We start from the raw sequence: 21,574 nt of genomic DNA on the forward strand, positions 1-21,574 counted from the left end.
CCAATTTGAAGGTCATTTGGTCGGCGCAAACCTACGCCATCTTCGACCTTGACCCAGATAAATTCCAAGCCTCGCACTCAGCGTTTCTAGAATTCGTTGATCCACTGGACCGGGCAAAAGTAGATGCCGCGTTTTCGAATTCCTTCGAAAACAGCGCGATCAACTCCGTCGAACATCGGATCGTGACCGCCAAAGGCCTCAGCAAGCAGGTGGAAGAGCGCTGGCGCATCGAGCGTGACGATCAAGGAACACCGCTGCGCGCCGTCGGCACCTGTCAAGACATCAGCGAACGCAAGCAGGCAGAGCATGAATTGGAGACCAGTCGTGCGCTGATTGATTCGATCATCGATGGGTCTCCGTCGGCCATTTTTGCCCTCGATATAGAAGGGCGTTTTCTTTTCGTCAACAGGATGTTCGAACAAATTTTCGGAGTCCATCGCTCGGCGCTGCTGGGCAAAACCCGTAGCGAGGGGCTTGGTGGGCTGATGCCCGCCGACATCGCGGAGGAACATTTCAAGAACGACCAAGCGGTCGTCGCGAGCGGACTCCCCTATGAGGTCGAGGAGCGCAATGAAGAGGCCGACGGCACTCACTTTTACGCGACCCAGAAGCATGCGCTGCGTGACGCTGTCGGGCGAGTTTTTGGCGTCGCCGGCTCATCCCTGGATATTACGGCGCGTAAACGCATTGATCAGGCATTGCTGAGCGCTCTCGGAGAGAAAGAAGCGCTGCTCAAAGAAGTCCACCACCGGGTCAAAAACAATCTGCAGGTCATCGCCAGCCTCTTGCGTATGGAGTCACGCCGCAGCACCGTACCCGAGGCCATCGATGTGCTCAAGGCAATGCAGGGTCGGATCCTGGTCATGGCGCAGCTGCACGAGTCGCTCTACCGTACAGGCACCTTTGCAGCGGTGGACTTGGGCGCTTATCTAGGCCAGGTGGCGACGCAGTCCTTCCAGGCGCAGCGGCCTGCCGGCAATCAGCTGCAACTCAAGCTCGACATGGGCTCAGTGCCGGTCGGCATGGATCAATCGATTGCCTGTGCTTTGCTGCTCAACGAGTTGATTTCCAACTGTTTGAAGCATGGCTTCCCGGACGGGCGGTCCGGAGAGGTGCGCGTTGCCTTGCAGCCTGCGGGACCGGCGCTTGATCGGTCCGACAATTTATGGTGCTTGCGGGTCAGCGACACCGGGGTGGGCTTGTCGCCCGACTTCGAAGACAGACGCCAAGCCTCGCTCGGCATGCAGTTGGCGGAGGACCTGAGCCGGCAGGTGGGTGGCCGATTGGAAATCCAGTCAGAGACCGGCGCGGGGGCAGATTTTTCTGTGCTCTTCGAGGCGCTGGCGCCGGTGCGGCTGGTGATGCCCAAATAGGCCCGCCTCGGATGTCAATTTCCTTGATTCCTTCAAGCCTGTGAGTGTCCTTGAGGGGCAAATCTTGAATCTGAAGGCCGGCACTATTACCGCAACGGCATTTCGGCGAGCCAGCGAACTTCTGCTCTGGGCACCGAGTTGCCAAGCCGTCAGGGCCCTCTCAATGTCCCGGCCTGCGTAAGGCCGACAGTTCGAACAAGCGCCGCCTAGCTGACGTTCGGTTCTACGGCCGTTTTGGTCAACGGCGTGCGGCCTGACGCTCCCGGCCAGTTCTTGTCACTCGGTTGCGCAGTGGCAACAGCGGCAGGTTGCCAAGAGCTGCCGCTACCCGACAGGCATCAGGATCGTCGGAAAGTTGTTAGGCCCTTAACAATCGAGGCCTCGCTCCCTCGATTGAAATGGATGGCCCGGCAGCCACCTATTTAGAGCTTGGCTTTTCCAATGAATCCCAGTTGTATGCCTTTTCGACACGGTCGGCGATTTGATTCATCAGACTTAGGCCATTGTCGCCATTGGTCATGATGACGACACCGTAACCCTTGCGAATATGTCCCGTCATCCACGCCCAATACCCCCAATTCGAACCATTGTGCGAAAAGTACCAGCCTTCTTGGTGCCGATCAATCGCCAGGCCCATTGCGTAGCGACCAATCCCTGGCGGGGAAATCATTTCTCTGGCGGTGCGCTGATCTATGACCTTGCCACTCGGACCACGTAGCCCAGTCTGGATTTCAATGATGATTTTCGCCAGATCACTCGGGGTACTCCACAAGCTGGCCGCGGCCTGCTCCGGGTAGATGCGCCAGGGTGGACCCATGCGCTGGCCTTGTTCGTCGTGTGCCATCGCTGCATTTGTAGTGTCGGTGATCGTTGGCAGTGGCTCGAACGTGCTTTGGGCCATGCCTAAGGGGGTCAACACCGTCGATTGCATGAACTGCGCAAACGGGCGACCTGATAGCTCGCTCAGTGCCAGTTGCATGATCGTGTAGCCACCGCCGGAATACTTGTAGGCCTCAAACGGCGCACGTGTGAAGACCACCTTGCCCATGTTGGACGGTGCCTGACCATTGATGATTTGCACCACCGTGGGCAGCGGCGTGTTGGGCGCGTAACCTGGAAAACCAAACCCATCGTCCGCACCCGAGGTGTGGCTGAGCAGTGAGCGCGGCGTAACCGGTTGCACTCGCGTCAAATCCGAAACGGGCACTTGCCATGTTTTGAGCATCGTATTGACATCCGCATCCAGCTTCAGCCGCTGCTTTTGGACCAGGTGCATGGCAGCGAGCGCCGTTACCGGTTTGCTGATCGACGCGGCCTGGAAACGGGTTTGCGTGCCCACCGGGCGGCCCGTTTCTGCATCCGCCACCCCATAGGCCTTGGCCCAGTGCAGCTTGAAATCCTTCACCACAGCAATGCTCAGGCCAGGGACGTGCAGCCGCTCCATCAACTCCGCAATACTGAGTGCAACCAAATCCCTTTGGCCCGGAGTTTGGCCAGGAATTTGCGGCGCTTCAATACGAGCGATCATGGCAGCCACATCATCTTGAGCTTGGGCAGCACTGATTGAAAGCGCGGAAACGGCCAAAAACAGCGTTGGCAGAAGCCGCGTGCGCCGGTTGGGCAGTGCATTGTTCATGTGGTTTCTCATGCAAATTTGTATTTTGTGTAGATGGCTTTATGGTCGCCTGTGCCATCGGCATAGCGTCATCAAATTCTTGTCGCCATTTGCTGTGGCTATCCGTCTTTCATTCAGAGCCTGCTTTAGATCGTAGGCGGCGTGCATCCACCTGGAATGAGTTTGGCATGACAACGCAACCGGTTGCATTGCTGGGAAGGCCGCCCGGCAAATTCTGGTCTGAAACAGGTGCCGAGCGGCATTCACAACGATCAGACTTCAGTTTGCTCCGCGATTTCCAAAGCATCGTCTACCTCGATGCCCAGGTAGCGCACTGTCGACTCCAACTTGGCGTGGCCCAGCAAAAGCTGTACCGCACGCAAGTTCTTGGTTCGCCTGTAGATCAACGTGACCTTGGTGCGTCGCATGGAGTGCGTACCGTAATCGGCTGGGTCCAGGCCAAGCTCCTCTACCCAGCCCTCAAGGATCCGGGCGTACTGGCGCGTCCCAAGATGCGGCGAGTCATGCATACGACTGGGGAAGAGGAAGTTGTCGGACTTGAGCCCCGACTGTTTGATCCACTTTTGAACCGCGTCGCGTGTCACCGGCGTGATCTCGAACTGGACGGGGCGGTGAGTTTTGTGCTGCATCACCACAGCACGGGATGCCACCTGGTCGCCATGGCAGATATCCCGCACCTTGAGCGAAACAAGGTCGCAGCCACGTAGCTTGCCGTCGATGCCGAGATTGAAGAGCGCAAGTTCGCGCACTCGGTTTTCAATTTGGAACCGGACCCGGAGTGCCCAAATGTCTTTGATCTTGAACGGCGCTTTCTGGCCGACGATCTTGCCCTTGTTCCATGCTTCCCGACGCGGGGCGTTGGCTATTGATTCCATGATGGTCTCCCATCGAGTTGAGGGGCAACAACCATGCACCTATCCGCAATCCGCACGTTCGTCGTAGATCAATACTGCGGTTGATCTTGATTCGACCGGCGAAGGGCTCCTAACTGGAGATACCGCAGCCTTCTGCCTACCGGCCGGCACCCGTCATTCGGGGGCGCAGCGGAGTCGCCGGCAGTGTGCCCATAGCCGTCAGTCGGTTCAAACCTTCAGCGGACACTGGTCACCCAGACTGCTGGCGACGCAGAAATGGGTTCGCGTACCAGCTCCGGGCTTCCAGTCTAAACCGTTCTTTATGTGCGGGACCGTACCGACGACTTGGGGCACCCTGGCGCCGTTCCCGCTGCGAGTCCGAAAGACAGGAACTGGCCGCGAGCGTGAGGCCGCATCAACGGCCACTTGCGGTCATAGCCTCTAGCGTGCTGGGCGGCATCTGCTCGCACAGCATCCATAGCTCGGCCCTCTACGCTCCTGGCCCTTTGCCGTCACCGATGTCGAGGCCTTGGCGGAGCCGGACGAGTTCACCTTCCCTGACCCTGAGGGTCAGGTCTTGCGCTGCACCGTCGGCGCCTGGCTGGACTTCCATGCCGACGGCTTTGCCCTATTGCGCGTGCAAGGCAATGAGCGGTAGCTCTGGTACGACCGGGCCGAGCAGCCGCTTTCTCTCCTCAGTGAGCCGGACTTGCCGGCACCGGATGGCATCTTCCCGCTGGGGCTGTGAGCTGAAAGCTCAGGGCTTGGCAGCAAGCTCGGCGGCTTCGGCTAGGTGCTTGCGGTAGCTGTCGAGCACACGCGGGCTGCGACCGGCTGCTTCGGCCAAGCTCAGGGCGCGGGCGAACTCGGCGCGTGCCTCGGCACGACGGCCCAGCTTGAGCAAGACCTCACCGTGGCTGTCGGCGGCGTTGTCCGACTTGGGATACAACCGCGCATTGGCACCCAGCACCATGGCGGCCAACTGGGCCCGCGGCGCCTGCTTACCATCGCCGAGAATGGCGTAGCCGGCGTTGTTGACATCGGCTTCGCTCAGACCCGGCGCACGGATCGCCTGCTCCACCGCGGCTTGCGGATCTACGGCCGCAGCCGCAGCCTGCAAGTCGCCGCCTAGCTTGGCACGCGCCGCTTCCAGCGCGCGGCGTTGGGCCTGCTCCTGGCTCAGGCGGATGACCTGGTCGACCGCCGCCACAACGAGATGCGGCTCGTCGAACTGGATGTGGTGGCCGCTGGCCGGCGTCAGCACATGGGCGCCGTTGCTGAACTGGGCGAAGAAGTCGGTGTGGAGCTGGCGCCATGCGGCCATGCCAGCGGACGTGTGCAAGAGCACTTCGGGCTTGGCATAGCGGCGCGTGGAGGTCAGCACCACGGCCGGCACATCGGGCAAGGGGCCACCCGCATCGGGCAGCTTGCCGGCATCCATGATGGACTGGATGTAGCGCTCGTCGGCGCGGAAGCGCTCGGGCGCGCCCTTCTGCAAATGCGCTTGTTCGGCGGCCAGGCGGGCCGCATCCAGCGGCTTGAGCACCAGGTCATAGCGTTCATGCGCCGGGTCCACGAAAACCAAACCGGCAATCTGCTCGGGATGGCGGCTGGCGAAATCGCGGATCAAAAAGGCCCCGTAGGAATGGCCGACCAACACATAAGGCGGCGGCAGCTGCGCCGCCTTGAGCAGGGCCGACAGGTCTCGGCCCGATTGCTGCAGGCTGACCGGCGCCGAGCTGGGCTCGCTCTGGCCATAACCGGCGCGTGAGTAGATGAGAACCTTGGCCCGCGGCGCCAACTGCGGCGCCACCCGCCGCCAGGCGCTCAGGTCCATGCTGAAACCCGATTCGAACACAACCGTGGCCTCGCCCTCGCCCTCGCCCATGCGAATGGCATGCAGCTTGCGCCCGCCGACATCGAGCATATGTTCGCTCATGCCGGCGGGGGCTTGGCTCGGCGCTTGGGGTTGGGCTTGGGCAAATGTCGTGAGGCTGAGGCCGGTCAGCAGCGTCAGCAAGGCTGCGCCACGGCCCAGAGAGAAGGTACGGCTTGCGCGCTGGGGCCCGGTGATGGCTGAGGAGAGATTCATGCAGTTCTAGTCCGGAGTTCAGTGGCAGGATTGGTGGACGGACTGTAGGCAGTTGGAGCCCACGCCGCCAGTGCCCCGCGCTGCGCGGGCGGGCGCTGCGGACAGATCGTCGAAACACGGGGATGAAGCGTTGGGCGATGCCGAGCCAGAACCTGCATGAGCCCTTCGCTTGGTGGATGCCCCATGCGCAGGGCCAGCCGCGAGGGCCCTATGACTTGTTACCCCGCGTGTTCGCTGACCTATCGACGGAGCAGCAGGCGGAGATGGACGACGGCACACAAACCGGCCTGCAAGATGGTGGCGCGGCAATGGCTGCTTATGCGCGACTACAACAGGAAGACCTGTTACCTGCCACGCGTGCTGCCATCGAGCAGGCCTTACTGAGGTATTGCGAGTTGGATACATTGGCGATGGTGATGACGGTCCAGGCATGGCGTAACAGCTGATGGATCGCATCCAGAAACAGAGTGCACTGGCGCCTTAGGCAGCAGGGTGCATGTGGCCATTACCACGTCTGCAACACAAGGGACCTTAGCGCCCCTGCCGCGATTGATGGGCACCCCATCCGCACCCTTGCTCAGCTTCTCCAGTATCGACCGCAGTACCTCTTGGAAGCCGCCATTCCGAGCAGCGCCTGCTGCCGGGACGAATGACTGCTTGATGCCAGGTGGCGTGAGTACGAGCTGTGGCGGCCACTTTCTGCAATCGTTGCGGCTTTGACCTACAGCCCACGACTTCGAACTTCAGCAATGGGCACCCAGCGGACCCTCGAACCTGAAGTGATAAGGACAGCAGCCTGCTGCCTGCCGCATCCACCAAACGTCCAGCCATTGCGGGCTTCGCGAATGGTCGGCGTGGTCTGAGGCGGGCTCTTTTTAAATCCAGCCCAAATCAATCGCCCGCAAGACCGCCTGCGTGCGGTCGCGCACACCCATCTTCGAGAACACCGACGAGCAGTGGTTCTTGATCACGCCCTCGCTATTGCCCAGCAAGGCGGCGATCTCGGTGTTGCTGCGGCCGCTGGCGACCAGGCGCAGCACTTGCAACTCCTTGGGTGACAGCGGGTCGGGCTGTTCGGTCGCGACAAAGGCGCGCTCGGGTGCCGCAACCGGCCGCTCCATCCTTGCGGTCAGCGAGGGCCGCAGCGCGGTGCCGCCGTTCATCACCTCGCGCAGCGACTGCAGCAAGGTGTCGGGGCTGATCGCCTTCAGCAAGAAGCCGCGAGCACCGGAGCGCACCGCTTCGTCAAAGATGCCGGCGTCATCAAAGGTGGTCAGCAAGACCACCGGTATGTTCAGGCCACGGGCCGCCAGCGCGCGAATCAGGCCCAGGCCGTCAAGCCGGGGCATGCGCATGTCGGACAGCACGATGTCGGGCGTTTGCTCCAGGCCTTGCGCGGCAATCATTTCCAGCGCCTCGGCGCCATCGCTGGCTTCTCCGACGATGCAGATCTCATCGCTCAAGGCCAGCAGACCCTTGAGGGCCTCGCGCACCAGTTGCTGGTCTTCCACCAGCATCAATTTGATCAGCGGTTTACTCATACCGTCCTTCCAGAGAATTCATCGGGCCGCAAGGGGCTCACTTTGGGGTCGCGCGGGCAGCGCAGCTCGATTCTGAAACCCGGCTGGCTGCGCATCACATCCATCCGGCCGCCCAACTCCTGCATCCGTTCGGCCATGCCTTGCAGACCGTTGCCGGGCTTGAGTTGCGGCGCGCCCTTGCCATCATCGTCGATGCTGACGTGAATTTCATGGTTTTCGTCGCCAAGGTCCAGCCCCAGGCCGATCTTGACCCGGGCCGCGCGCGAGTGCCGCACGCTGTTGGTGACGGCCTCCTGCACGCAGCGCAGCAGCGCGTGGGCGACCCTTGGGTTGAGGTCGCGCGCGGCCGGTGCAATATCGAGTTCGATGCGGGTGCTGGCAATGCCCTCGGCCAAGGCCTGCAGCGCCTTGGTGAGGTCGATGCGCGGGCTGCTGCGTTGCTGAGACACCGCCTCGCGTACATCGGCCAACAGGCCCGCCGCGTTCTCGCGTGCCTTGTCTACCGCCAACATGGCGCCGCCCTGATCGCGGCGCTGCAGCAAGGCGCTGCCCAGTTGCAGTTGCAGATTCAGGGCGGTCAGGTGATGGCCGACCACGTCATGCAGCTCGCGCGCCATCATCGCGCGTTCGCTGTAACGCAGCTGTTCGGCCTGCAACTGCTCGCCGCTCAGGCGCTCGGCCAACATCACCTGCAGCCAGCGGCGTTTTTCGGCCTCGGCGGCCACCATGCGGCCCAGGCCGAATGCCATGCCGTGCAGCGCCACCATCGCCATCAACAGGCCCAGGCTGTCCAACCAAGCGGGTACGGCGGCATCCGGCTGCACCAGGGCGGGCAAGGGCAATAGCCGATACAGGGCCAGGTTGATGCCGATTTGAGCCAGCGCAAACAAGAACGCCGGGCGGGCCCGCAGCAACACGGCGGCCAGCGCGGTGACCAGAAACGGCAGGCCGGGCGTAACGCCAATGGCCAGCAGGTTGACCATGACCAGCCTTGTCAGCGCATGGCGGGGCGGCTGGTCGCCGCTGGCATCCCGGGCCAGGCTCCAATAGGCCCAGGCGAACAGCAGCACCAGCAAGAAGCAGCCGATCAGCAGCGCGGCATCATTGCTGGCGCCTCCCAAGCGCAGGTAAAGCGCCGCGACCGCGCCGTCATAGGCGTCGGTCTGAAAGCCAAGCAGAGCCGCCCCCGTCGCCGCCAGTTCCAGCAAACAGACCGCCAAGACTGCAATGCGCAGCGCCACGCTGGGCTGAGCGAAGCGGGCGAGCAGGCGATCCAAGGTGTTCAATATGAGTCCGGATTCAAAAAGACTGGCAGCCTGACATAGGTGATCCAAGCCCGCCCGTGCCTTTTGTCATGATCGGGGGTTCTCCCCAATGCCCGGCAGCTGAGTCGGCACCTGCGCGATCACACCACCGCCGAGGCAGACTTCGCCGTCATACAGCACCGCGCTCTGCCCTGGCGTGACGGCCCATTGAGCCTGCGCAAAGTCGAGCCTGAATTGCCCCGAAGCCGGACTGTCGGGGCTGAATTCGCAGCCGGCGTCGCTTTGCCGGTAGCGCGTTTTGGCGGCGATTTGGGCCGCGCCGGGCGCCGCCGTGCTGGTCCAGCTGATGTCGTCGGCAATCAGCGTGTGGCTGAGCAGCCAAGGGTGCTGGTGCCCTTGCACCGCATAGAGGGTGTTGCTTTGCATATCCTTTCTGGCCACAAACCAAGGGGCGTGGTCGCCGCCGCCGCGCTCCGGCACCGCAGCGGCGGGCGCGCCGCGGCTTCGCTTTACCCGCTCGGGCTTGAGTCCGCCGATGCCCAGGCCTTGGCGCTGGCCCAGGGTATAGAAAGACAGGCCCACATGCTCGCCGATCGTGCGGCCGCGCTCATCCTTGATGGGGCCGGGTTGGTGAGCCAGATAGCGGTTCAAAAACTCCCGGAATGGACGCTCGCCGATGAAGCAGATGCCGGTCGAGTCTTTCTTGCGGGCGTTCGGCAGCTTGATTTCTTCGGCAATGCGGCGCACCTCTGTCTTGTGCAACTCGCCGACCGGGAACAGCGTCTTGGCCAGTTGCGCCTGGTTCAGACGGTGCAGAAAATAACTTTGGTCCTTGCTGTTGTCGACGCCTTTGAGCAATTGCACTTGACCATCCAACTCACGAACCCTGGCGTAGTGCCCGGTGGCGATTTTCTCGGCGCCCAGCCGCATCGCATGGTCCAGAAACGCCTTGAACTTGATCTCGGCATTGCACAGGATGTCGGGGTTAGGCGTGCGGCCGGCCTGGTACTCGCGCAAAAAAGTCGCGAACACGCGGTCCTTGTAGTCGGCCGCGAAGTTGACATGCTCGATCTCGATGCCGATCACATCGGCGACCGCCGCCGCGTCGACGAAGTCGATATTCGACGAGCAGTATTTGCCGTTTTCGTCGTCGCTGTCGTCATCTTCCCAGTTCTTCATGAAGATGCCGATCACCTCATGACCCTGCTGTTTCAGCAGGTAGGCGGTGACGGCGGAGTCCACTCCGCCCGAGAGGCCGACGACGATGCGTTGCTTTTTCTTGCTCATGCCGAATTGTCCCGCATGAACTCAAGCCTTGAGCAGCGGCGAGTAGAGCGACGGGTCAATGTGGATGGCGTCCAAGGGCAGGCGCTTGCCGGCCAGGTAATCCTCTATGCACCGCAGCACCAAGGGGCTGCGGTGGCGGGTCGCGTTGGCGCGAATCTCGTCCACCGTCATCCATAGGGTGCGATGGATGCCGTGATCGAGCGTGCGGCCGGCGATTTCTTCACCCACCCGACCACAGAATGCGAGGCGGACATAGGTGACATCCTCTAATCGCGCCTTGCGTTCAAAGCGCGCCATATAGATGCCTAACAAGGCTTCGGGCACAAAATCGCGTGCGGTTTCTTCCAGCGCTTCGCGCACCACACCCTCCAGTGGCGACTCGCCCGGGTCCAGGTGGCCGGCCGGGTTGTTCAGTTGCAGGCCTTCGGGAGTTTCTTCTTCGACCAGCAAAAATCGGCCATCTTGTTCTATCACCGCTGCGACCGTGACCGCCGGCTTCCAGCGCTCGCTGTTGTTAGACATTCACTACTCCGTCATCCCCAGGCATGCCCGGGTGTCATCAAGAGCCTCTATTGTGTAAGCTCGGCGCGGCTGTTTGTCCAATGCTGCCCCAGGCCCATTCGAAATTCTTGCAAATCTGCCCAGCGGCGATTGATTCGCCGTCGGGCCCAGGAGGGATAGATTCATGCTGATAGGTGTTCCGCGCGAGAGCGCGGCCGGAGAAACGCGCGTGGCCATCACGCCCGAAACGGCCAAGAAGTTGAAGGCGCAGGGTCATGTCTTGCGTATCGAGAGTGGTGCCGGCCTTGGCGCCAGCGTCACCGATGAGGCCTACGCGGCAGCGGGCGCCGAGATCGTCGACCGCGCCGCCGCCTTTGCTGGCGATTTGCTGCTGAAGGTGCGCAGCCCTTCGAGTGAGGAGTTAGCGCTGGTCAAGCCCGGCGCGGCGCTGGTCGGCATGCTCAACCCCTTTGACGCCGACGGCCTGCAGGCCATGGCCAAGGCCGGCCTGACTGCTTTCGCGCTGGAAGCGGCGCCGCGCACTTCGCGGGCGCAGAGCATGGACGTGCTGTCCAGCCAAGCCAATATCGCCGGCTACAAGGCGGTGATGATCGCGGCCGACCGCTACCAACGCTTCTTCCCGATGCTGATGACGGCCGCCGGCACGGTCAAGGCGGCGCGCGTCGTCGTGCTCGGCGTCGGCGTGGCCGGCCTGCAGGCAATTGCCACCGCCAAGCGCCTGGGCGCGGTGATCGAGGCCTCGGATGTGCGGCCCGCCGTCAAGGAGCAGGTCGAATCGCTGGGCGCCAAGTTCATCGATGTCAGCTACGAGACCGCTGAGGAGAAGGAAGCTGCCGTCGGCGTCGGCGGTTACGCCAAGGCGATGCCGCAGAGCTGGCTGGACCGCCAGCGCGCCGAAGTCGCCAAGCGCGTGGCGCAGGCCGATGTGGTGATCACTACCGCGCTGATCCCCGGTCGCGCTGCACCCGTGCTGGTCAGCGAGGAGATGGTCAAGAGCATGAAGCCGGGCTCGGTGATCGTCGATCTGGCAGCGGCCAATGGCGGCAATTGCCCGCTGACCGAAGCCGGCAAGACGGTGGTCAAGCATGGCGTGACGCTGGTCGGCGAGACCAATCTGCCGGCGCTGGTGGCGGCCGATGCGTCGGCGCTTTATGCCCGCAACATCCTGGACTTCTTGAAACTGGTGATCAGCAAAGAAGGCGTGTTCCAGGTGCCTATGGATGACGACATCGTTAGCGCCTGCCTGATGACGCAGGCCGGTGAAGTCAAGAGAAAGAAGAGCTGAAATCATGGACCAACTCGTTAACCCCACGGTCACCAATCTGATCATCTTCGTGCTGGCGATCTACGTCGGCTACCACGTCGTCTGGACGGTAACGCCGGCGCTGCACACGCCGCTGATGGCCGTCACCAATGCAATCTCGGCCATCGTCATCGTCGGCGCGATGATGGCCGCCGCCTTGACCGTCACCGATCTCGGCAAGTTCATGGGCACGCTGGCGGTGGCCTTGGCGGCGGTCAATGTGTTCGGCGGCTTCTTGGTCACACGGCGCATGCTGGAGATGTTCAAGAAGAAGGACAAGAAGTCGGCGGAGGCCAAGAAATGAGCATGAATCTCGTCACCCTGCTGTATCTGGTCGCCAGCGTCTTCTTCATTCAAGCGCTGAAGGGCTTGTCGCACCCGACCAGCTCGATCCGCGGCAATCTCTTCGGCATGGTCGGCATGTTGATTGCCACGGCCACCACCGCCGCCTTGATCGTCAAGCTCGCGCATGGCGAGCTGTTCGGCCTGAGCTATGTGCTGGCCGGCCTGGTGATTGGCGGCGGCCTGGGTGCCTATATGGCGCAAAAGGTCGAGATGACCAAGATGCCCGAGTTGGTCGCCTTCATGCACAGCATGATCGGTTTGGCGGCCGTCTTCATCGCGGCCACGGCCGTGCTGGAACCGGCGGCGTTTGGCATTACTTCAGCGGGCAGCATGGAGATCCCCGGAGGCAACCGCATCGAGCTGGCGCTGGGCGCCTTCATCGGCGCGGTCACCTTCAGCGGCTCGGTGATCGCCTTCGGCAAGCTGTCGGGCAAGTACAAATTCCGCCTGTTTCAGGGCGCACCGGTGTCATTTGCGGGCCAGCACAAGCTCAATCTCGCGCTGGGTTTGGCGGCGGTGGTTAGCTGCTACGGTTTCTGGGACACCCAGTCTTGGGCCGCCTTCAACACCATCCTGGTGCTGGGCTTTGCGCTGGGTGTCTTGCTGATCATCCCGATCGGCGGCGCCGACATGCCGGTGGTGGTGTCGATGCTGAACAGCTATTCGGGTTGGGCCGCGGCCGGCATCGGCTTCTCGCTGAACAACTCGATGCTGATCATTGCCGGCTCGCTGGTGGGCAGCTCGGGCGCCATCCTCAGCTACATCATGTGCAAGGCGATGAACCGCAGCTTCTTCAATGTGATCGGTGGCGGCTTTGGGGGTGATGCCACCGCTGCGGCGGCCGGCGGCGCCGTGCAGCGTGCGGTCAAGAGCGGCAGTGCAGATGATGCCGCCTTCATCATGGGCAATGCCGAGACCGTCATCATCGTGCCCGGCTACGGCCTGGCGGTGGCGCGTGCGCAGCATGCGGTCAAGGAGCTGGCGCACAAGCTGACCGAGAAGGGCGTCAAGGTCAAATACGCGATCCACCCGGTCGCGGGCCGCATGCCCGGCCATATGAACGTGCTGCTGGCCGAGGCCGAGGTGCCCTATGACCAGGTGTTCGAGATGGAAGACATCAACGCCGAGTTCGGGCAGGCTGATGTCGCCATCATTCTGGGCGCCAACGACGTGGTGAACCCGGCCGCGCATGTCAAGGGTTCGGCCATTTACGGCATGCCGATTCTGGAGGCTTACAAGGCCAAGACCATCATCGTCAACAAGCGCTCGATGGCGGCCGGCTATGCGGGCCTGGACAACGAGTTGTTCTATATGGACAAGACGATGATGGTGTTCGGCGACGCCAAGAAGGTGGTGGAGGATATGTTGAAGGCGGTGGAGTAGACCCGGCGGCAAGGCGTCTTTTGGGGTGTGCGCTCTAGCCCTCGCTAGCGCTTCCCCCTATAAGCGCCGGCCCTCCTATCGGTGAGAATCCAGCTCATTCGAACGGAGACGAAATTCCATGCAGAAGACCTGGCTGAAGAACTACCCGGACGGGGTGCCCGCCGAGATTCACGCGGAGTTGTACCCGTCGCTGGTCGAGCTGATGACTTCGGCGTTCAAGAAGTTCCCGGCGCTGCCGGCCTACAAGATGATGGGCCGGCAGATCACGTTCGCGCAGTTGGACGAAAGTTCACGTGCACTGGCCGCTTATCTGCAGAGCCTGGGGCTCGAGAAGGGCGACCGCGTCGCGCTGATGATGCCCAACGTGATGCAGTACCCGGTGGCGGTGGCTGCCGTGTTGCGGGCGGGTTATGTGGTCGTCAACGTCAACCCGCTCTACACGCCGCGCGAGCTGGAGCATCAACTGAAGGACTCCGGCGCCAAGGCGATCGTGATCCTGGAGAACTTCGCCACCACCTTGCAGCAGGTGCGCGGGCAGGTGCCGACCAAGCATGTGGTGCTGGCGGCGATGGGCGATATGTTGGGCTTCCCCAAAGGGCTCATCGTCAACTATGTGGTGCGCAAGGTCAAAAAACTGGTGCCGGCCTTTGAGTTGCCGGGCGCAGTGCGCTTCAATGATGCGGTCGCAAAAGGTCGTCAACTGAGCTACAAAACGCCCAGCATTGGCCCTAACGACATCGCCGTGCTGCAGTACACCGGCGGTACGACCGGCGTGTCCAAGGGCGCGGTGCTCTTGCATCGCAATCTGGTCGCCAATGTGATGCAGGCCGAGGCCTGGTACCAGCCTGCCTTGAAGAAGGTGCTTGGAGGCGAGCAGTTGGTCAGCATTTGCGCGCTGCCGCTGTATCACATCTTCGGTTTCACGACGAACATGATGCTGTCCATGCATGTCGGCGGCTGCAATGTCTTGATCCCCAATCCGCGCGACATCCCGGGCATGTTCAAGGAATTGGCCAAGCATCGCTTTCACAGCCTGCCGGCCGTCAACACCTTGTTCATGGCGATGGCCAACCACAAGGATTTCAATAGCGTCGACTGGAGCAGTCTGGTGATCGCCGTGGGCGGCGGCATGGCGGTGCAGCAGGCCACCGCCAAGCTCTGGCTGGAAAAGACCGGCTGCCCGATCTGCGAAGGCTACGGCCTCAGCGAAACTTCGCCGATTGCCAGTTGCAACCCGACCGACAGCCATGCCTACACCGGCTCGATCGGCATGCCCATGCCGAGCACCGAGATTTTGCTGCTGGATGATTTGGGTCAGCCGGTGGCCGAGGGCGAGCGGGGCGAGATCGCCATCCGCGGGCCCCAGGTGATGGCCGGGTATTGGCAGCGCCCGGATGAAACCGCGCAGGTGATGACGGCTGACGGTTTCTTCCGTACCGGCGACGTTGGCACCATGGACGAGCGGGGTTACTTCCGCATCGTCGATCGCAAGAAGGACATGATTCTGGTCAGCGGCTTCAATGTCTACCCGAACGAGATCGAGGACGTGCTGACGCAGATGGAGGGCGTGTTGGAATGCGCGTCGGTGGGCATCCCCGACGCCAAGGCCGGCGAGGCGGTCAAGGTGGTGATCGTGCGCAAAGACCCCAGGATTACCGAGGCCGATGTGCGGGCCTATTGCGAGGCCAATCTGACCGGCTACAAACGGCCCAAGGTGGTCGAATTCCGCGATGAGTTGCCCAAGACGCCTGTCGGCAAGATCCTCAGGCGTGAACTACGCGACAAGAACTGATTCCGCGTGACTTGGCGCGGGCCCCGATAGAGTCCCGTCCCGTTTAGAGTCGGCCATCTTCTGAAGGGGCGACAACAATGCTTGACCGGGCTTACGTCAAGACCGAGGCGGGGCGAGCCGAAATCAAGTCACGCGGTTTGGTGATGTCGCGCAGCGTGCGCAATCTGCTGCTGATGATCGATGGCGGCAAGACGGCCGCGCAATGGTTAACGCTGGTGCAAGGCATTGTTGAGGCTGATTTTGAATATTTGCTGATGCAGGGCTTGATTGCCGACGCCAGCCCCGCCGCAGCATCCATGGTCGAAGCCGACTTGTCGCCGCTGGACTATGAGCAACTCTATGGTTTTTTAACCCGCCATGCCAAGCAGTATCTGGGCCTGATGAAGGGCTACCGAATGGTGCTGGACGTGGAGCGCTGCGGCGATCTGGCCGCACTGCGTTTGCTGGGTCAACGCTTTGTGGCCGAGGTCAGCCAAGCGCAGGGGGCGGTGGTTGCCGATCAGGTGCGGCGCGCGCTGTCGATTGGCCCTGCTGCCTGATTCCCTGAACTTGCTGGCACACTGGCGGCTTGTTCGAATTGAGGCCAGTCATGCCACCGCGTTTTTTTGTTGACTCCCCCTTGAATAGCCAAGAGCCCGGCGGCGCCGATTTGCCGCTGCCGGCCTCGGCCGCCCGCCATGTCCAGGTCTTGCGCCTGCAGCCCGGCAGCCCGGTCACCCTGTTCGACGGCTCCGGCCATGAATGGCAGGCCGAAGTCTCGGCGATGGGCCGCAGCGAGGTGCGCGTGCATTTGCAGGCGCGCCAACTGGTGCAGCGTGAGTTGACGCATGAGGTGACGTTGGCCGTGGTGATGCCCGCCAATGACCGCATGGACGGCCTGGTCGAGAAAGCGACCGAACTCGGCGTGGCCTGCATTCAGCCCTTGATGAGCGAGCGCTCGGTGCTGCGCCTGAACGGTGAGCGGGCCGACAAAAAGGTCGCGCATTGGAGCGGCGTGGCGATCGCAGCTTGCGAGCAAAGCGGCCGCACCAAGGTCCCCAAAATTGCGCCGATCAAGACCTTGGCGGCCTGGATGGCGGAGCTGCCGGTTCAAACGAGCGAGCAGCGCCGCTGGCTGCTCAGCCCGACCGCTGCTCAATCCTTGAAGGCCTTGAACGAAGTGGCGGCGAAGTCGACCTCGGTGCTGAGTGGCCCCGAAGGTGGCCTGAGCCCGGCCGAGGAACAGCTGGCACGCAGCAACGGTTTCCTCGCCGCCCAACTCGGCCCCCGCATTCTGCGCGCCGACACCGCGCCGCTGGCCGTTTTGGGCTGGCTGGCACTCCAATCCCTATGAATATTCAGCTGCTGCTGCTGACCCTCTGCCAAGGGCTGTTTCTTACCAACAACATCACCTTCATCGCCATCAACGGCCTGGTCGGTCTGGCCTTGGCGCCGGTGGCCTGGATGGCGACCTTGCCGATTTGCGCCTATGTGGCCGGCGGCGCGATGTTCGCACCGCTGGTGGCCCGCCATCAGCGCGCTTTGGGGCGGCAGCGTGCGTTTCAGCTCGGCCTGGTGGTGGCGATGTTGAGCTGCGCGCTGGCGGCCTGGGCGGTCAGTGAAAGGCAGTTCTGGTGGGTGGTGATTGCTACGCTGCTGGCGGGTTACTTCAATGCCAATGCCGGCTTGTACCGTTTTGCGGCGACCGAGCTGGTGGCGCCCTCGCACAAGGAGCGGGCGATCTCCTGGGTCTTGGCCGGCGGCATCTTGGGTGCGGTCATCGGCCCCAATTTAGCCAATGCCAGCCGGGGTCTGTTGACCCAACCCTTTTCCGGCGCTTACCTGGTCTTGATCGGCGTGGCGCTGCTGGGCTTGCTGGTGATGAGTTTCATCCGCTTCCCGCCCTTGCCGCAAGGCACGGGGCCCACACCACATGGGCGGCCGCTGCGCGAGTTGGCGCGCCAGCCTATCTTCGTCGTCGCGATTGCCGCTTGTGCGCTCGGTTATGGGGTGATGAACCTGTTGATGGCCGCCACGCCGATCGCGATGGCGCAATGCGGCCTGCCCTTCGACAAAACCGCCTTGGTGCTGGAGTGGCATGTGCTGGGCATGTTTGTGCCGAGCTTCTTCACCGGCAGCTTGATCAAGCGCTTCGGCGCCTTGCCGGTGATGGGCGTGGGGGTGATCTTGAATCTGGTCTGCGTCGTGATCGCCTTGTCGGGCGTCGATCTGATGCATTTCCTCGCCGCGCTGCTGACGCTGGGGCTGGGTTGGAACTTTTTGTTCATCGGCGGCACGACGCTGTTCACGCAGGCCTATCGCCCCGAGGAAAAGACCACCGCGCAGGCGGCGATGGATTTCTGCATCTACGCCACCATGACGGTCACCTCGTTCTCCAGCGGAGCCCTGGTCACCACCGGCGGTTGGAGCTGGATGAACTGGGCCTCGCTGTTGCCGCTGGGGCTGACGGCGCTGGCGCTGCTCTGGTTGGCGCGTCGACCGGCCGCCGAGACTGTGCCAGTCGGTCTGGGTCCAGGTGCATGAACTGGTTGTGAATCCCTGGCGCATCGAACCGCGTGCGGCCAAGGTCACGGTCATGCCGACTCTGAGAAGGCCATCCAGGCCGCACTGGGCGCTGTCCGACGGCGAGTCAATTTCCACCTCCGGCGCGGCCTGACCCTTGATCAGATGCGTGACCGCCCAACGGCTGCGAACTCTGTCGCCGTGCAGCTCATGCAGTCTGCGCGTGGACAGCAGCCTGCCGCTGAAGATCAGATCGATGTCCTCGAAGCCTTCGTCCGAGCCCGGCTCTCTAACGCGGCATTCGCAGGCCTGCGCCACCGGGGCGAGGCTCAGGCCTAGCAGCAAGGCCAGCCGGAATAAACGCATAAGCCGCAAGGCCCATCGAGCGGGCCTCATCATTGCGTGGGGCAAGGCTTCGCGCCGGCCTTTTTCGGCTGAAACCCAGCGGGCCAACGGGTGCCGGCGCCGTAGCAGGCGCCTTGCAAGTTGGCGCCGTCCAGGCGCGCTTGCCGCAAGTCCAGCTCCAGCAGCCGCGCTTCGCGCAGGTTGGCGCCGCGGAAGTCCGTACCCTGAAGGCTAACGGCCCAAATACGGGCATATTGCAGCTCGGCCTGACGGAAGTCGGCGCCGTCGAAGGAGCCGCGATTGATCCTCAACTGCTGCAGCTTGGCCCGGTTGAAATTGCTGCCTTCGAAGCGCCCGTCAGAGATGGAATAGCCTTCCAGATTCATGTCTTGCATCTGGCTGCCGCGACCATCGATGCCGTACAGAGGGACGCCTTGGCCCGACTCGTAGCCCCGAATACTTTTGGAGTGTGGGGTCGGCTTGAACGGGTAGCCGGCACTCAAGGCCGTGACGGGTGGGCGGCCCGGGCAGTTGACCCAGAGCGGCAGCAGCGGCAGCTTGGTCCAGTCCGTGCCGGCCGGCATGACGGTGCGGCAATCGATCAAGGCCGGGACCCAAATGAGGTCGGTCAGTAGGGCGCCGGACAGATCGGTGCCGCGTAAATCGATCGGCGCGAAATTGCCCTGCATATAGGGCGAGGGGTCGGAAAAACTCGCGCCGCGCAGCGAGCTATTGACGAACACGGCTCCGCGCAGCTTGGCTGAATCCAATTGATGGCCACTCAGATCGACATTTTCAATCCGCGCATCTTGCAAATCGAGCCCGCGCAGACGAGATCCGCTGAATTTGACATCCTTCAAATGGGCCTGTCGGAACTTGGCGCCGGCCAGGTCGACGTTGGAAAAGTCGGCGCCCTGCAGCAAGGTCTCGCTGAAATCGGCGCCCACCAAGGTGGTGCGGGCTTCGGCGCCGAGCTGGGTGTCGACGCTAAAACCTGCGCCATCCAAGCGGGCCGCAATGAAGTTGGCCCTATCCAGCTTGGCTCCGCGAAAATCGCTCTCGCGCAGGTCGGCACGGCTGAAGTCAAAGCCGTTCAGCTGCGCATTCTGGAACTGGGCGCCTTGCAGATTGGCGTCGGCGAAGTTGCCTTGCTCCCTGAACCCGGCCCGATAGCCTCGCAGATCAAGCCCCGGGCGGGCCAGTTCGGCATGGCGATTCAAGCGCATCAAGGCGTCTTGCCGCCCCTGCATGGCATGGGCTTGCTCCGCTTGCATGGCCAGCAAGGTGTCGAATCCGGGCAGGGCTGCCTCATAACGATGCAGGCCCATCTGCGCCTGTGCCAAGGCCAGCAAGGCTTCGGTATCGCTCGGCCAGAGCCTCAGCAAGGCCTGATAGGCCGTGATGGCCTGCTCGAAGGCATGGGATTCGAGAAAATAGCGGGCGCGTGCTGAATGGCTTTGTTTGTCGCCGGGGTGCTGCTGCAGCAGCAAGTCCATTTCGGTCCGCTTGCGCTGCTGAAGCTGCATCGACGCGGGGTCGGGGGCGAAGTGGCAAAGATCACTGGTGTAGCCGGCGCTGGCGTCTCCCTTAGCGACCATCAGCCTGATTGCGCCGATGCGGTCGTTGAAGCCACAGCTGTCGGCCGGGCTGTCCACCTCGATGATGGCCTGATCCGACGGCCCTTTGAAGGATTCCAGCAGGCGATAGCGCCCCCGCAGCGGTCGACTGTGATCTCGCCTGCGCTCGGCCTCGCTGAGTAAGCGCAGCGAGATCAGCTCGCCGCGAAACAACAGGCTGGCGTCAAGAAAATGCTGTTCGGAGCTGCTTTCGCTGATGCAAAGACAGGCTTGGGCCTGGCCATGCAGCGCTATCAATAGCAGGCCCATGGTCATCAGCCAGCGGAATTGCCCTGACTTTGGGTGCGAGGTGAATGCAGGCATTTGGCGGCGCTCCGGACATGGTGTGGCCGCAGCCTAAGGCAAAAAGCCGGTTCTACTGCGCGTCGTCGCCCGAGTGCTGTTCTTCGCTACCGCGAGGTTTACGTGCTGACCCTGCCACCAGATCAAAGCGGAACATCCGGCATTCGATCGGGCCGTTCCACATCGGGAAGCGGCGCGATTCCTTCAGCCGCATCTGCTGAGGTAACTTCATATCCGGGCAGAGCAGCCAGGCGGTCCAGCCGGCCGGGTTGTGCGTGTAGGCGCGCTTCCAATGCGAGGCCAGGCGCGGGAAGAAATCGTCGCCGGCATCGCGGGCCTCCGAGCCGCCGGCGTCGCGGCTCATGTATTGACTGACGCCCGCCTTGCCGCGCACCTCGATCCGCTCGCCATAGGGCGGGTTCATCATGATGGTGCCTGGCATGCCCTCGGGCAGCTCTGGCGCCGGGCGCTCCAAGGCATCGCCACCATTGAATTGGATGTACTGGGCGACGCCGGCACGCTCGGCATTGCGGCGCGCAAAGTCCACCATCCGGAAGGCCACATCGCTGCAAAAGATCGGCACCGCCGGCGCATGCTCGCGGTCCTTGGCGGCCTGCTTGATCGCTTGCCAGCGGCCGCGCAAGGGCACAAAGGGCAGTTGCCTCTCGAAAGCAAAGCGGCGCTGCATGCCAGCGGCCATGCCGCAGGCGATCTGTGCGGCTTCGACCGCGATGGTGCCCGAGCCGCAGCAGGGGTCGTGCAGCGCGCCGCCGGTCTCGGGCGTGCCCTTCCAGCCGGCGGCGGCCAGCATCGCGGCGGCCAGGGTTTCCTTCAGTGGCGCGTCGCCCTTGTCTTCGCGCCAGCCGCGTTTGAACAGCGGCTCGCCCGAGGTGTCGACGTACAGCGTCGCATCCAGCTCGCTCAGGTGCAAGATGATCGGCAAATCGGGGAAGCGGGTGTCGACGCTAGGGCGCTCGCCGGTGGCGTCGCGCAGCACATCGCAGATCGCGTCCTTGACGCGCAGCGTGGCGAAGTTGAGGCTGCGCAGCGGCGAATGGCGCGCCACGGTGTCGACGCGAATCGTCTCGGCCGGCGTGATCCACTCGGTCCAGTCAATCGTGCGGGCCAACGCGTAGATATCGTCCTCATGGCGGTAGCCGCCCGAGGTCAGCTCTATCATCACGCGCTGTGCCAGGCGGCATTCGAGGTTGAGCTTCATCACGCCCTCGAGATCGCTCTTCAGCGCGATGCCGCCGCGCAAGACCTCGATATGCGTCTTAGGCAGGATCAGGCGGACTTCTTCGTCCAGCAAGCGCTCCACGCCGGAGGCGCAGGAGAGAAAAAGTTGGTGAACGGTTTTGGGGGATTCTTTGGCGGCCATGGGCCTATTGTCCCAGCAACCGGAACAGCAACAG

General features: G+C 62.7%; 19 protein-coding genes. 10 read left to right on the top strand and 9 right to left on the bottom strand.

The annotated features are described in order from the left end of the window. Positions 1-1,373, top strand: a 1,373-nt coding sequence (locus tag LNV07_RS19355; RefSeq protein WP_263572825.1) for a sensor histidine kinase, incomplete at its 5' end; no start/stop codon positions are given. A 418-nt stretch (positions 1,374-1,791) separates the two neighbouring features. Here the strand turns inward: LNV07_RS19355 and LNV07_RS19360 are convergent. Together LNV07_RS19360 and LNV07_RS19365 are read right to left on the bottom strand one after the other, a co-directional pair. After that, positions 1,792-3,009 carry a serine hydrolase domain-containing protein gene (locus tag LNV07_RS19360; RefSeq protein WP_263572826.1) on the bottom strand — a complete coding sequence of 406 codons (1,218 nt, stop codon included), beginning with the start codon at positions 3,007-3,009 and terminating at the stop codon, positions 1,792-1,794. Between the two features lie 251 nt (positions 3,010-3,260). Next, positions 3,261-3,884 carry a tyrosine-type recombinase/integrase gene (locus tag LNV07_RS19365; RefSeq protein WP_263572827.1) on the bottom strand — a complete coding sequence of 208 codons (624 nt, stop codon included), beginning with the start codon at positions 3,882-3,884 and terminating at the stop codon, positions 3,261-3,263. A gap of 508 nt (positions 3,885-4,392) precedes the next feature. On the opposite strand from LNV07_RS19365, the gene LNV07_RS19370 reads away from it, so the two are divergent. Further along, complete coding sequence (locus tag LNV07_RS19370) at positions 4,393-4,521, top strand: hypothetical protein (protein ID WP_263572828.1); 129 nt, start codon at positions 4,393-4,395, stop codon at positions 4,519-4,521. Positions 4,522-4,620: 99 nt separating this feature from the next. On the opposite strand, the gene LNV07_RS19375 is transcribed toward LNV07_RS19370, so the two are convergent. After that, on the bottom strand, positions 4,621-5,955 hold the full coding sequence (locus tag LNV07_RS19375; RefSeq protein WP_263572829.1) for an alpha/beta fold hydrolase: 1,335 nt from the start codon (positions 5,953-5,955) through the stop codon (positions 4,621-4,623). 137 nt (positions 5,956-6,092) lie between these two features. Between LNV07_RS19375 and LNV07_RS19380 the strand changes: the two genes are divergently transcribed. Beyond that, positions 6,093-6,401, top strand: coding sequence for a hypothetical protein (locus LNV07_RS19380; protein WP_263572830.1), 309 nt, complete (start codon positions 6,093-6,095; stop codon positions 6,399-6,401). A gap of 429 nt (positions 6,402-6,830) precedes the next feature. On the opposite strand, the gene LNV07_RS19385 is transcribed toward LNV07_RS19380, so the two are convergent. The 4 genes from LNV07_RS19385 to LNV07_RS19400 all read right to left on the bottom strand — a co-directional run bounded on the left by LNV07_RS19385 (position 6,831) and on the right by LNV07_RS19400 (position 10,570). Then, positions 6,831-7,496, bottom strand: a complete 666-nt coding sequence (locus LNV07_RS19385) for a response regulator (RefSeq protein WP_263572831.1) — start codon at positions 7,494-7,496, stop codon at positions 6,831-6,833. After that, on the bottom strand, positions 7,493-8,782 hold the full coding sequence (locus LNV07_RS19390) for a sensor histidine kinase (RefSeq protein WP_263572832.1): 1,290 nt from the start codon (positions 8,780-8,782) through the stop codon (positions 7,493-7,495). The genes LNV07_RS19385 and LNV07_RS19390 overlap by 4 nt, the downstream gene beginning before the upstream one ends. A gap of 66 nt (positions 8,783-8,848) precedes the next feature. Next, positions 8,849-10,048, bottom strand: coding sequence for a tRNA 2-thiouridine(34) synthase MnmA (gene mnmA, locus LNV07_RS19395; protein ID WP_263572833.1), 1,200 nt, complete (start codon positions 10,046-10,048; stop codon positions 8,849-8,851). Between the two features lie 21 nt (positions 10,049-10,069). Next, the gene (locus LNV07_RS19400) at positions 10,070-10,570 is read right to left on the bottom strand and encodes an NUDIX hydrolase (RefSeq protein WP_263572834.1); all 501 of its coding nucleotides are present in this window, start codon (positions 10,568-10,570) and stop codon (positions 10,070-10,072) included. A gap of 163 nt (positions 10,571-10,733) precedes the next feature. Between LNV07_RS19400 and LNV07_RS19405 the strand changes: the two genes are divergently transcribed. The 7 genes from LNV07_RS19405 (at position 10,734) to LNV07_RS19435 (ending at position 17,916) form a co-directional block, all read left to right on the top strand. Then, positions 10,734-11,855: a Re/Si-specific NAD(P)(+) transhydrogenase subunit alpha gene (locus tag LNV07_RS19405; RefSeq protein ID WP_263572835.1), complete on the top strand. Its 1,122-nt coding sequence runs from the start codon at positions 10,734-10,736 to the stop codon at positions 11,853-11,855. A 4-nt stretch (positions 11,856-11,859) separates the two neighbouring features. Then, on the top strand, positions 11,860-12,177 hold the full coding sequence (locus tag LNV07_RS19410; protein WP_263572836.1) for an NAD(P) transhydrogenase subunit alpha part 2: 318 nt from the start codon (positions 11,860-11,862) through the stop codon (positions 12,175-12,177). Beyond that, positions 12,174-13,601, top strand: coding sequence for an NAD(P)(+) transhydrogenase (Re/Si-specific) subunit beta (locus LNV07_RS19415; RefSeq protein ID WP_263572837.1), 1,428 nt, complete (start codon positions 12,174-12,176; stop codon positions 13,599-13,601). The genes LNV07_RS19410 and LNV07_RS19415 overlap by 4 nt, the downstream gene beginning before the upstream one ends. 118 nt (positions 13,602-13,719) lie before the next feature. Continuing rightward, positions 13,720-15,393: a long-chain-fatty-acid--CoA ligase gene (locus LNV07_RS19420; RefSeq protein ID WP_263572838.1), complete on the top strand. Its 1,674-nt coding sequence runs from the start codon at positions 13,720-13,722 to the stop codon at positions 15,391-15,393. A 77-nt stretch (positions 15,394-15,470) separates the two neighbouring features. Then, entirely contained in the window at positions 15,471-15,932 is a 462-nt protein-coding gene (locus tag LNV07_RS19425) for a hypothetical protein (RefSeq protein WP_263572839.1), read from the top strand. An 80-nt stretch (positions 15,933-16,012) separates the two neighbouring features. Continuing rightward, positions 16,013-16,726, top strand: coding sequence for a 16S rRNA (uracil(1498)-N(3))-methyltransferase (locus LNV07_RS19430; protein WP_318013761.1), 714 nt, complete (start codon positions 16,013-16,015; stop codon positions 16,724-16,726). Then, positions 16,723-17,916: an MFS transporter gene (locus tag LNV07_RS19435; protein WP_263572841.1), complete on the top strand. Its 1,194-nt coding sequence runs from the start codon at positions 16,723-16,725 to the stop codon at positions 17,914-17,916. The genes LNV07_RS19430 and LNV07_RS19435 overlap by 4 nt, the downstream gene beginning before the upstream one ends. A gap of 374 nt (positions 17,917-18,290) precedes the next feature. Here the strand turns inward: LNV07_RS19435 and LNV07_RS19440 are convergent, their stop codons facing one another. Together LNV07_RS19440 and LNV07_RS19445 are read right to left on the bottom strand one after the other, a co-directional pair. Continuing rightward, the gene (locus LNV07_RS19440) at positions 18,291-20,180 is read right to left on the bottom strand and encodes a pentapeptide repeat-containing protein (protein ID WP_263572842.1); all 1,890 of its coding nucleotides are present in this window, start codon (positions 20,178-20,180) and stop codon (positions 18,291-18,293) included. Positions 20,181-20,232: 52 nt separating this feature from the next. Further along, a complete protein-coding gene (locus tag LNV07_RS19445) occupies positions 20,233-21,540 on the bottom strand; it encodes a THUMP domain-containing class I SAM-dependent RNA methyltransferase (protein ID WP_263572843.1) in 1,308 nt (435 codons plus the stop codon). Between the last annotated feature and the right edge of the window lie 34 nt (positions 21,541-21,574).

The organism is Roseateles oligotrophus (assembly GCF_025717515.1).
Taxonomy (GTDB): Bacteria; Pseudomonadota; Gammaproteobacteria; order Burkholderiales; family Burkholderiaceae_C; genus Paucibacter_A; species Paucibacter_A oligotrophus.

Excerpts from the sequence above, each read along its gene's own strand:
- LNV07_RS19425 (WP_263572839.1), top strand. The coding sequence starts at position 15,471 with ATGCTTGACCGGGCTTACGTCAAGACCGAGGCGGGGCGAGCCGAAATC.
- LNV07_RS19420 (WP_263572838.1), top strand. The coding sequence starts at position 13,720 with ATGCAGAAGACCTGGCTGAAGAACTACCCGGACGGGGTGCCCGCCGAG.
- LNV07_RS19405 (WP_263572835.1), top strand. The coding sequence starts at position 10,734 with ATGCTGATAGGTGTTCCGCGCGAGAGCGCGGCCGGAGAAACGCGCGTG.
- LNV07_RS19435 (WP_263572841.1), top strand. The coding sequence starts at position 16,723 with ATGAATATTCAGCTGCTGCTGCTGACCCTCTGCCAAGGGCTGTTTCTT.
- LNV07_RS19360 (WP_263572826.1), bottom strand. The coding sequence starts at position 3,009 with ATGAACAATGCACTGCCCAACCGGCGCACGCGGCTTCTGCCAACGCTG.
- LNV07_RS19365 (WP_263572827.1), bottom strand. The coding sequence starts at position 3,884 with ATGGAATCAATAGCCAACGCCCCGCGTCGGGAAGCATGGAACAAGGGC.
- LNV07_RS19400 (WP_263572834.1), bottom strand. The coding sequence starts at position 10,570 with ATGTCTAACAACAGCGAGCGCTGGAAGCCGGCGGTCACGGTCGCAGCG.
- LNV07_RS19445 (WP_263572843.1), bottom strand. The coding sequence starts at position 21,540 with ATGGCCGCCAAAGAATCCCCCAAAACCGTTCACCAACTTTTTCTCTCC.
- LNV07_RS19375 (WP_263572829.1), bottom strand. The coding sequence starts at position 5,955 with ATGAATCTCTCCTCAGCCATCACCGGGCCCCAGCGCGCAAGCCGTACC.
- LNV07_RS19385 (WP_263572831.1), bottom strand. The coding sequence starts at position 7,496 with ATGAGTAAACCGCTGATCAAATTGATGCTGGTGGAAGACCAGCAACTG.
- LNV07_RS19380 (WP_263572830.1), top strand. The coding sequence starts at position 6,093 with ATGCCGAGCCAGAACCTGCATGAGCCCTTCGCTTGGTGGATGCCCCAT.
- LNV07_RS19415 (WP_263572837.1), top strand. The coding sequence starts at position 12,174 with ATGAGCATGAATCTCGTCACCCTGCTGTATCTGGTCGCCAGCGTCTTC.
- LNV07_RS19410 (WP_263572836.1), top strand. The coding sequence starts at position 11,860 with ATGGACCAACTCGTTAACCCCACGGTCACCAATCTGATCATCTTCGTG.
- mnmA (WP_263572833.1), bottom strand. The coding sequence starts at position 10,048 with ATGAGCAAGAAAAAGCAACGCATCGTCGTCGGCCTCTCGGGCGGAGTG.
- LNV07_RS19440 (WP_263572842.1), bottom strand. The coding sequence starts at position 20,180 with ATGCCTGCATTCACCTCGCACCCAAAGTCAGGGCAATTCCGCTGGCTG.